A 10,218-nucleotide genomic window follows, 5' to 3' on the forward strand; every position below is an offset into this window, starting at 1 on the left:
TCCCGTCACTCCAGGAGAACCCCATGCATCCCATCGTCATCGTCGGTTCCGGCCTCGCCGGCTACACCCTGCTGAAGGAGATCCGCAAGCGCGACGCGGCCGTGCCGGTCACCCTGGTGACCGCGGACGACGGCGCCTTTTATTCCAAGCCCAACCTGTCGAGCGCGCTCGCCGCGGGCAAGTCCGCTGCGGCGCTGGCGAGCGCCAGCGCGGAGGAGATGGCGGCCGGGCAGAACGCGACGGTGCTGGCGCACACCCGCATCACCGCGATCGACCCGCAGGGCCGCCGCATTCGCAGCGACCGCGGCGAACTCGAATACGGCAAGCTGGTGCTCGCGCTCGGCGCCGACCCGTTGCCGCACGGCCTCGCCGGCAGCGGCGCGGCGGGCGTGCTGGCGGTGAACGATCTGGCCGATTACGCGGCTTTCCGCAGTGCCATCGCCGGCAAACAGCGCATCGCCGTGCTCGGCGGCGGCCTCATCGGCTGCGAATTCGCCAACGACCTGGCGCACGCCGGGTTCGCGGTCGACGTGGTGCACCTGGGCGAGTGGCCCTTGGAGCGCCTGCTGCCGGTCGAGGCCGGCCAGCGCCTGGCCGACGGCCTCGCCGCGCTGGGCGTGAGCTGGCATTTCGGGCGCAGCGCAACAAGCGTCGAGCGGACGGCGACCGGCTGCCAGGTCGTGCTCGACAACGGCGAAGTCCTCGAAGCCGACGTGGTGCTGTCGGCGATCGGCCTCAAGCCGCGCACCGGGCTGGCGCAGGCGGCGGGCATCCCGGTGGGGCGCGGCATCCGGACCGACCGCCTGCTGCAAACCGGCGCGCCGAACGTGTACGCGATGGGCGACTGCGCCGAAGTCGAGGGGCTCAACCTGCCCTATGTGCAGCCCTTGATGCTGCAGGCGCGCGCGCTCGCCGCCACGCTCGCCGGGACGCCGACGCCTGTTGTCTATCCGGCGATGCCGGTGATGGTGAAAACCCCGGCGCATCCGGTGGCGGCGCTGCCGCCCCAGGCCGGCGCGGCGGGCGGCTGGCAAGTGGAGTGCGGCGACACCGGCGTCTGCGCGCTGCATACCGACGGCAGCGGCCGGCTGCAAGGCTTTGTGCTGACAGGCGGGGAAACCGGCCGGCGCAGCGCGCTGCTGAAGGAACTGGCGGGCTGAGTTGGGAGCCTGCTTCGCTTGCTGCAAGGCGGCGCGGCCGTCGCCCGTCAGCAGCGCGGGCAGGCTTCAACCGGCAGCTTGCGTGCGATCCATCCGGGGCCGGCGCTGCCCCCCAGCATCCCTTCCTTGATGTTGTAGACTCGGGTGAAGCCGGCTTCGCGTAGCACTTCCTGGGCATTGGCGGCACGATTTCCGGCGAGGCCGAGCAGCCCGATCGGCGCATTCCTGTTGCCGCCCAGCGCGGTTTCCACCTGCTGGATGAAGCCTGCTTCACCGCCGACGTTCGCCATGTTGATTCGCAGCGCACCTTTGGCCACACCGGTTTTGCGCCAGTCGTCGGGGGTGCGCACGTCGATCAGCGTTAGCCTGCCGGCTTGCGCCTGGCCATAGGCGTCGGGCGCGCTCAAGGTGGGCCCGTCATTGCGGGAACAGGCAGGGGTCGACAGCAGCATGAGCGCGGCAATCGCCGCAACCGCCAGGCGTGGCACCAGCATGGTCGCTCCGTAACGGGACAGGACGCCATGAGTTTATCCGGGACGGCAAAGGTCGCATAGCCAGCACCGGCCGCATGCGCGAAAATGCCGCATGGACATCTTCCGCATCTTCCACCTGCAATGCGCGCGGCGGCTTCCCGCGCTGCCCGCATCGCATCCCTGTTCGCGCCTGCACGGCCATTCGTTCGAGGTCGAACTGACCGTCAGCGGCGACCTCGATCCCGTGCTTGGCTGGGTGCTCGACTTCGCCGACATCGAGGCGGCCTGGCAGCCGATCCATGCGGCGCTCGATCACCGCTGCCTCAACGATATCGCCGGGCTGGACAATCCCACCAGCGAAAATCTGGCGCAGTGGCTGTGGCGGCAGCTCGAGCCCGCGCTGCCCGGATTGTCGCGGATAAAGGTGATGGAAACGCACGATTCGGGCTGCATCTACAGCGGGCCGGCCTGAGCGCCTGCGGGGAGGGCGCGCGCTTGCGCGCGTTATCCCGGCGCCGGATGCGGTTTCATTGAGCGAGGCGGGATGGCGGAAACATCGCTTGCAATATTCTAATAATCGCGCGAATATTGTTTTCATGGATAAACGCAAAACCAAAGACCTGCTCTACGAACAGGTCGCCCGCATCGGCAAGGCGGTTTCCAGCCCCAAGCGGCTGGAACTGCTGGAAATCCTCGCGCAGGGCGAGAAGACCGTCGACGCCTTGGCCGCCGAAGCCGGCATCGACATCAAGCTGGCGAGCGCGCATCTCAAGGTGCTGAAAGAGGCGCGCCTGGTCGAGACGCAGCGCGACGGCCGTTTCATCGCCTACCGGTTGTCCGGAGCGGACGTCAGCGCGCTGTGGGTCAATCTGCGCACGGTGGCGGAAGAACACCTGGTCGAGCTGAAAGTGGCGATGGAGCGGATCTTCGCGGCGCCGGAAAAACTCGACGCCGAGACGCGGCGCTCGCTGATGGAGAAGGCGCGGCGCGGCGAGGTGGTGGTGATCGACGTGCGTCCGTCGGCCGAATACGCAACCGGCCACCTGCCGTTTGCGCGCTCGCTGCCGCTGTCCGAACTCAAACAGCGGCTGGCGGAGCTGCCCGCCGACCGCGACGTCGTCGCCTATTGCCGCGGGCCGTTCTGCATGATGTCCGCCGAAGCGGTGGCGCTGCTGAAGGAACACGGCTACCGCGCCCGGAAGATCGCCGACGGCATCCCCGAATGGCAGGCGGCCGGCTTGCCGCTGGCATGACCTTGATGTGCCCGGCCCCGAACACCCTGCCTGCCCTGAATTAATACCAAGGAGACTTCCATGTTTTTCCGTCAACTGCTGGCGAAGGACGCCACGCTTTCCTACTTCTTCGGCTGCGGCTCCTGCCATGTCGGCGTCGCCGTCGATCCGGTGCTCGGCGACGAGCAGTGGTTCATCGACGAAGCCGCCAAACAGGACGTCAAGATCAGCCATGTGATCGACACCCATGTCCACGCCGACCATTTTTCCGGCGGCCGTGCGCTCGCCGAGAAGACCGGCGCGGCCTACTGCCTGCACGAAGCCAATGCCGGCCGCGCGAACTATCCCTTCGACGCGCTCAAGGACGGCCAGCGCATCGTAGTCGGCAACGTCTTCGTCGACGTGCTGCACACCCCCGGCCATACGCCGGACTCGATCTGCCTGGTCGTCACCGACAAGCGCCGTGCCGAAACCCCGTGGTTCGTGCTCACCGGCGACACCCTGTTCGTCGGCAGCGCCGGCCGCCCCGACCTCGCCGGCCGCGAAACCGAGATGGCGGGGCAGATCCACGACACCCTGCACCAGCGCTTGCTGACGCTGCCGGCCGAGGTCGAGCTGTATCCCGGCCACACTTCGGGCAGCGCCTGCGGCGCCGGCATGTCGGGCAAGCCGATGTCGACCATCGGCTTCGAGAAACGCTGGAACCCGATGCTGGCGATGAGCCGCGACGAATTCGTCGCCGCGCTGACGCAGTCGATCCCGCCACGTCCTGCGGAAATGGACCGCATGGTCGCCTTCAACCTCGGCAACTGAACATGTCGCTCGCCCAGAACGCGGCGGACTACCGCTACGGCATCCGCCACAATTTCGCCCAGTTCTCGCACCAGCTGGTGCAGGTGTTCTTCGTCGGGCTGGCCATCGGCATGTTCCGCACCGTGGTGCCGGCGCTCGCCGAAACCGAGTTCGGCGTCGCCCGCGGCTCCTTCATGATGCTGATGGCTTTCGTCACCGCCTTCGGCTTCGTCAAGGGCACGCTCAACTTCGTCGCCGGCCGGCTGTCCGAGCGCATCGGCCGCAAGAAGGTGCTGTTCGCAGGCTGGCTGGCGGCGCTGCCGATTCCGTTCATGATCCTCTACGCGCCGAGCTGGGGCTGGATCGTGGCGGCGACCGTGCTCTTGGGGGTGAACCAGGGCCTCGCCTGGTCGATGACGCAGACCGCCAAGCTCGACCTCACCCGCGCCGACCAGCGCGGGCTGACCATCGGCCTCAACGAGTTCGCCGGCTACTTCGGCGTCGCGGTGGCGGGCATCGTCACCGGCTACCTCGCCAGCGCCTACGGGCCGCGCGAAGGACTGATGATTTTCGGCCTCACGGTGGTCGCGCTGGCCGGCCTGCTGACCCTGCTGTGGGTGAAGGACACCCTGCCGTGGGCGCACGCCGAAGGCAAGAAACACGCGGCGGGGCAGATGGCCGGCCCGCCGCCGCGCTACCCGACCCGTATTTCAGAGCGGCCCGGCACCTGGGAAGTGTTCAGCCTGATGTCGTGGCGCGATGCGCGCATGGCGTCGATCAGCCAGGCCGGCCTCACGGAAAAATTCGTCGATGCGCTGGTGTGGGTGTTCTTTCCGGTCTATCTCTACCAGCACGGCCTGAGTCTTGCCGGCATCGGCTGGGTGGTCGGCGTGTACGGCTTCGTCTGGGGCATCTCGCAGTTCTTCACCGGCCACTGGTCCGACCGCGTCGGCCGCAAGAAGCCGATCGTCGCCGGCATGTGGCTGTGCGGCGCCGGCGTCGCGCTGGTGCTGCTGGGCGAGGGCGAGCTGTGGTGGTCGTTTTCCGCCGCCGTCATGGGCTTCGGCATGGCGCTCTTGTACCCCACGCTGTCGGCCGCCGTGTCCGACATCGCCCACCCCAACTGGCGCGGCTCGGCCATCGGCATCTACCGCTTCTGGCGCGATCTCGGCTACGGCATCGGCGCACTGCTGCTGGGCGCGGTGGCGGCGCTTTTCGGCGGCATCGAGGCCGGCTTCTGGTTCACCGCCGCCGCCATGTTCGTCTCCGGCCTCATCGTCCTGCTGGCCTGCGAGGAAACCCATCCGCGCCTCAACCCGGATGCCGATTGAAGCCGAACCATCCTGGAGCGCACGCGCGAAGGGATGTAAGCTCCGACCGATCATGTGCCTGAACCGGAACCCGCCGTGGGCTTCGCCGAACCCGACGGGCGCAGCCCGATGACCGCCTCGTCCCGCGGCAACATCCTGATCCTGGCGCTGAGCCAGGCCTTGACGCTTTCCGCGGTCGTCCTCTCCATGGCGCTCGCCGCGATCCTCGGCAGCATGCTCGCGCCCGACCCGGGGCTGGCGACGCTGCCGGTGGCGGCCATGGTGATCGGTACCGCCATCGCCTCGCTGCCGGCGGCCATGCTGATGCGCCGGCATGGCCGCCGGCCGGGTTTCCTGCTGGGCGCGCTGCTGGGCGTCGGCGGCAGCCTGCTGTGCGCGCTGGCGCTCCGGCAGGGCAGTTTTGCCGCCTTCGTCGTCGGCCATTTCCTGCTCGGCAGCTACCAGGGGTTCGCCAATTACTACCGCTTCGCCGCCGTCGAGGCGGCCGGGCCGCAGCGTGCCGGCAAGGCCGTTTCCCTGGTGGTGGCCGGCGGCGTGGTGGCGGCCTTCCTCGGCCCCCAGCTCGGCCAATGGGGGCGCGACTGGATCGGCGGGCACCTCTTCGTCGGCTCCTATCTGGCGCAGGGCGTCCTGAGCCTCGCCGCACTGGCGCTGCTCTCCCGTCTGCGGCTCCCCGGGATGGCCGTCGTGGATGGCGGCTCCGTCCGCCCGCTGCGCGAAATCCTGGGCCAGCCCGTGCTGCGGGTTGCGATCTTCGGCACCGCCATCGGCTATGCGGTGATGATCATGGTGATGACGGCGACGCCGCTGGCGATATTGGGCTGCGGCCTGCCGGAAACGAGCGTGACGTCGGTGATCCAGTGGCACGTGGTGGGCATGTTCGCGCCTTCCTTCTTCACCGGCTCGCTGATCCAGCGCTACGGCGCGCCGCGCATCATGCAGGCCGGATTCATCCTGCTGCTCGGCCACGTCGCGCTGGTCCTGTCCGGCGTCGAATTCCTGCATTTTCTGTCGGCGCTGGTGCTGCTCGGCATCGGCTGGAATTTCGCCTTCATCGGCGGCACCACGCTGCTGACCCAGGCTTACCGGCCGGCCGAACAGTTGAAGGTGCAGGCGGTGAACGAGTTCGTCGTCTTCGGTCTGGTGGCGCTGGCCACCCTGTCGGCAGGCTGGCTCTACGACCGCTTCGGCTGGGTCGCGCTGAATCTCGCGGTGGCGCCGCTGCTGGTCGCCGCGCTGATCGCGGTTGTCGGCATCGAGCGCCGCTTGCGCCGGCCGGCGATGGCATGAATCCCGCCGATTACGACGCCTGGTACGCCACCCCGCGCGGACGCTGGGTCGGCGACACGGAATACGCGCTGGCGAAGCGGCTGCTCGCGCCACGGGCAGGCGACAGCCTGCTCGATGTCGGCTGCGGTACCGGCTGGTTCACGCGCCGCGCCGCGGCCGATGGTCTCATCGCGACCGGGCTCGATCCTGATTCCGCGTGGCTGGACTATGCGCGCGCCCGCAGCCCCGGGGACGTGAACTGGGTGGAGGGGGACGCGCGCACCCTGCCGTTCGCCGACGCCGGCTTCGACCATGTGCTGTCCATTGCCGCGCTCTGTTTCGTCGATGGCGAGCGGCAGGCCGTGGCCGAGGCCGTGCGGGTGGCGCGCCGCCGCTTCGCCATCGGCTGGCTCAACCGGAACAGCCTGCTGTATCGGCAAAAGGGACGGGGCGGCGGTAGCGGCGCCTATCGCGGCGCCCGCTGGCATGGCGCCGACGAGGTGCGTGCGCTGTTTTCCGGCTTGCCGGTACGCAAGCTGACATTGCGCGCGGCGATTTATCTGCCGGCGGCAACGCGCTGGGCGAGGGCGCTGGAACAGACCATCCCAGGCGCGCTGCCGTGGGGTGGCATGCTGCTGGCGGCCGGCGAGAAGGCCTGATTCGCTGCGGACGCGAGGACGCCCGGCCAGGCGTCAGGCCGGCGCGTCGGGCGGCGTGCCTTCTGCGGGCGCAATCGGCGTGGCGAGAATCTTGTCGATGCGCTTGCCGTCGAGGTCGACCACTTCCAGCCGCCAGTTTTCCCAGACCAGAATGTCGCCGGTCTGCGGCAGCCGCCCGGACAGCCACATCACCAGCCCGCTCAGCGTGTGGTAGCGGCCGCGGTCTTCCTCGGGCACGGTTTTCAGGCCCAGCCGGTCCTTGAGTTCGGGGATCGGGATCAGGCCGTCGAGGAACCAGGAGCCGTCCTCGCGCAGCACCGCCCAGGCATCTTCCTGGTTGCGCGGCTTGAATTCGCCGGTCACCGCTTCCAGCACGTCCTGCAGCGTGACCAGGCCGTTGATCTCGCCGTATTCGTCGATGATCAGCACCATCTGGGTGTCGGATGCGCGGAAGTGCTCCAGCAGGTCCATCCCGGTGAGGCTTTCCGGCACATACACCGCCGGCGTCAGCCGCGCGGTCAGGTCGTCGGCGTTGCCGCCGCGCAGCTGCTGGTTGAGCAGCTGCTTGGCCGTGACGATGCCCAGCACCTCGTCGAGCCCGCCGCGGCAGACCGGAAACCGCGAGTGTTCCGATTCGGCGACGCGGCGCAGGTTTTCTTCCGGCGGCAGGCTGGCGTCGAGATAGACGATGTCGGCGCGCGGGATCATCAGCGAGTTGATGTGCCGTTCGTCGAGGCGGAACACGTTGCGCACCATGTCGCGTTCCTGCTGCTCGATCGCGCCGCTTTCCGAGCCTTCCTCCAGCAGGGCGTGGATTTCCTCCTCGATCACGCCCTCCTGGCTGGACGGCTGCTTGCCCAGCAAGCGCAGGATCGCATCGGTCGACCCCGCCAGCAGGCGCACGAAGGGGCGCGCCAGAATCGCCAGCAGATGCATCGGGCGCGCCACCCGGCGGGCGATGCCCTCGGGATTGAACTGGCCGATGCGCTTCGGCACCAGCTCGCCGACGACGATCGAGACATAGGTGATGACGACGACCACCAGCGCGGTCGAGGCGATGCGGCTGGCTTCCGGTTCCAGCCCGAGCGACTGCAGCCACAGCGCCAGCGGCTGCGCCAGCGCCGCCTCGCCGACGATCCCGCTGAGGATGCCGATCGAGGTGATGCCGATCTGCACCGTCGACAGGAAGCGCGTCGGGTCGTCGTGCAGTTTCATCGCGACCGCTGCCGCGGCGTCGCCGTCCTCGGCCAGCCGCGCCAGGCGGGCGCGGCGCGCCGTCACCAGGGCGATTTCCGACATGGCGAACGCGCCGTTGAGCACGATCAGGGCGGTCAAGAAGAGGATTTCCATGGGTGATCCAGTAGGGTTTGACGGAAGCAGGCCGGCATTCGCCGCCCAAACCGAAGCGTAGACCGTGTTGCGCGCCCCGGCCTGGGCGCGGAGCCGCCAGGCCGGGGCGCCGGAGTCAGGCATAGGGCGGAAAGCCGCCGCCTCCGCAGCGGCCGCGCGGCTGCCGTCCGGATCGGGTCCGTTGTGTCTATGTTGAACGAACAGGATACATCGCCGGGTCTTTCCGTGCACATTCAAACCCTTACTGTCGAGCAGTCCTTCGCCAGCCTGCATACCTCGGCTGCGGGGCTGACTGCGTCCGAGGCGCGGCGCCGGCTGGCGGAATTCGGCCCCAACCGCGTCGAGGAGGTGAGGCGTGAGTCCATGCTGCTGCGCTTCGCCCGCGAATTCACCCACTTCTTCGCCGTCATCCTGTGGCTGGGCGCGGCGCTGGCGTTTTTCGCCGAGTATTTCGAACCCGGCCAGGGCATGGCCCGGCTGGGGGTCGCCATCGTCGGCGTCATCCTCGTCAACGGCGTTTTTTCCTTCTGGCAGGAATACAAGGCCGAACGCGCAGTCGACGCGCTGCGCCTGCTGCTGCCGCAGCAGGCGACGCTGTCGCGCGATGGCGAAGTGGTGCGGAAGCTTGCCGGCGAAGTGGTGCCCGGCGACATCGTGCTGCTGGAGGAGGGCGACTTCGTGCCGGCCGACTGCCGGGTGGTCGAGGCGCTCGGCCTGCGCGTCAACACCGCGACGATCACCGGCGAGTCGCTGCCCGCGGCACGCAGCGCAGCCCCCCAGACGGAGAGTTCGCCGCTCTTTGCCAGAAACATCGTGCTGGCCGGCACCGCGGTGGTGTCGGGCCAGGCGCGCGCGGTGGTCTACGCCACCGGCATGCGAACCGAATTCGGCCGCATCGCCCATCTGACGCAGACGGCAGGCGCAGCCATATCGCCGTTGCAGCGCGAGATCAAACGGCTTTCCCGCATGGTGGCCATGCTTGCCAGCGGCATCGGCGGCGCGTTCTTCCTGGTCGGCCAGGCGCTCGGCCTGCCGTTCTGGGAGAACCTGCTGTTCGCCATCGGCATCATCGTCGCCAACGTGCCGGAAGGCCTGCTGCCGACGGTGACGCTGTCGCTGGCGCTGGCGACGCAGCGCATGGCGAAGCGCAACGCGCTGGTGCGGCACCTGCCCGCGGTGGAGGCGCTCGGCTCGATCACGGTGATCCTTTCCGACAAGACCGGCACGCTGACGCAGAACCGGATGTCGGTGCGGCGCCTGTGGCTGGGCGGCAGGTTCGCCGCGGCGGACGACATCGCGGCGCAGCCGCGTCTGGCGGCGGATCACCGTGCGCTCTTCGTGAATGCCGCGCTCTGCCACAACCTGAAAGAAATGGGGAATCAGGGCAGCCGCACCTGGCAGGGCGACCCGATGGAGGTGGCGCTGGCCGCCATGGGCCGCCAGGCCGCCGGCGCGCTCGACGGCTACGTGCGCATCGACGAGATTCCCTTCGACACCGATCGCAAGCGCATGTCGGTGCTGTGCGAAACCCCGCATGGGCGCATGCTTTACTGCAAGGGGGCGCTGGAAACGGTGCTTGAGGCCTGCGATTTCGTGCAGCTCGACGCCATGGTCGCGCCGCTCGATGGCGCGGTGAAAGCCCGCCTGCTCGCGGCGCAGGACGCGTTGGCGGAGGCCGGTCTGCGCGTGCTGGCTTTCGCCCATGGCCCGGTCGACGGCGGCCTGCCCGCCGAGGAGCGCGGCCTCATCCTGTCGGGCCTGGTCGGGCTGGAAGATCCGCCGCGGCCGGAAGTGCCGGAGGCCATGGCGCGCTGCGCCGCGGCCGGCATCCGCGTCATCATGGTCACCGGCGACCATCCGCACACGGCGACCATGCCGGGATTCCGCGGTCGTCATCATCGGCGTGCCCGAGCAAAATGAATCCAGAACATGCAGCCCCACCGCTCCGGGGT

General features: G+C 68.8%; 10 protein-coding genes. 8 read left to right on the forward strand and 2 right to left on the reverse strand.

The genetic code is table 11. From position 1 onward, the window contains the following. The first annotated feature begins 23 nt into the window (after window positions 1-23). Window positions 24-1,160 carry an FAD-dependent oxidoreductase gene (locus tag BGO62_RS06165; RefSeq protein ID WP_296640268.1) on the forward strand — a complete coding sequence of 379 codons (1,137 nt, stop codon included), beginning with the start codon at window positions 24-26 and terminating at the stop codon, window positions 1,158-1,160. A 47-nt stretch (window positions 1,161-1,207) separates the two neighbouring features. Here the strand turns inward: BGO62_RS06165 and BGO62_RS06170 are convergent, their stop codons facing one another. After that, window positions 1,208-1,654, reverse strand: coding sequence for a rhodanese-like domain-containing protein (locus BGO62_RS06170; RefSeq protein ID WP_296640269.1), 447 nt, complete (start codon window positions 1,652-1,654; stop codon window positions 1,208-1,210). A gap of 91 nt (window positions 1,655-1,745) precedes the next feature. On the opposite strand from BGO62_RS06170, the gene queD reads away from it, so the two are divergent. From queD to BGO62_RS06200, 6 genes are all read left to right on the forward strand, one after another. Further along, window positions 1,746-2,105, forward strand: a complete 360-nt coding sequence (queD, locus tag BGO62_RS06175) for a 6-carboxytetrahydropterin synthase QueD (protein ID WP_296640270.1) — start codon at window positions 1,746-1,748, stop codon at window positions 2,103-2,105. Between the two features lie 124 nt (window positions 2,106-2,229). Further along, window positions 2,230-2,886: a metalloregulator ArsR/SmtB family transcription factor gene (locus tag BGO62_RS06180; protein ID WP_296640272.1), complete on the forward strand. Its 657-nt coding sequence runs from the start codon at window positions 2,230-2,232 to the stop codon at window positions 2,884-2,886. Window positions 2,887-2,946: 60 nt separating this feature from the next. Then, on the forward strand, window positions 2,947-3,678 hold the full coding sequence (locus BGO62_RS06185) for an MBL fold metallo-hydrolase (protein WP_296640273.1): 732 nt from the start codon (window positions 2,947-2,949) through the stop codon (window positions 3,676-3,678). 2 nt (window positions 3,679-3,680) lie between these two features. Then, window positions 3,681-4,988, forward strand: coding sequence for an MFS transporter (locus tag BGO62_RS06190; protein ID WP_296640274.1), 1,308 nt, complete (start codon window positions 3,681-3,683; stop codon window positions 4,986-4,988). Between the two features lie 75 nt (window positions 4,989-5,063). Then, window positions 5,064-6,278 carry an MFS transporter gene (locus tag BGO62_RS06195; RefSeq protein ID WP_296640276.1) on the forward strand — a complete coding sequence of 405 codons (1,215 nt, stop codon included), beginning with the start codon at window positions 5,064-5,066 and terminating at the stop codon, window positions 6,276-6,278. Further along, window positions 6,275-6,916, forward strand: coding sequence for a class I SAM-dependent methyltransferase (locus BGO62_RS06200; RefSeq protein WP_296640278.1), 642 nt, complete (start codon window positions 6,275-6,277; stop codon window positions 6,914-6,916). The genes BGO62_RS06195 and BGO62_RS06200 overlap by 4 nt, the downstream gene beginning before the upstream one ends. Window positions 6,917-6,949: 33 nt before the next feature. Here the strand turns inward: BGO62_RS06200 and BGO62_RS06205 are convergent, their stop codons facing one another. Continuing rightward, the gene (locus BGO62_RS06205; RefSeq protein WP_296640280.1) at window positions 6,950-8,266 is read right to left on the reverse strand and encodes a hemolysin family protein; all 1,317 of its coding nucleotides are present in this window, start codon (window positions 8,264-8,266) and stop codon (window positions 6,950-6,952) included. Between the two features lie 225 nt (window positions 8,267-8,491). On the opposite strand from BGO62_RS06205, the gene BGO62_RS06210 reads away from it, so the two are divergent. After that, on the forward strand, window positions 8,492-10,186 hold the full coding sequence (locus tag BGO62_RS06210; protein ID WP_296640282.1) for a cation-transporting P-type ATPase: 1,695 nt from the start codon (window positions 8,492-8,494) through the stop codon (window positions 10,184-10,186). The last annotated feature ends 32 nt before the right edge of the window (window positions 10,187-10,218 follow it).

The organism is Thiobacillus sp. 65-1402, assembly GCF_001897685.1.
Classification (GTDB): Bacteria; Pseudomonadota; Gammaproteobacteria; order Burkholderiales; family Thiobacillaceae; genus Thiobacillus.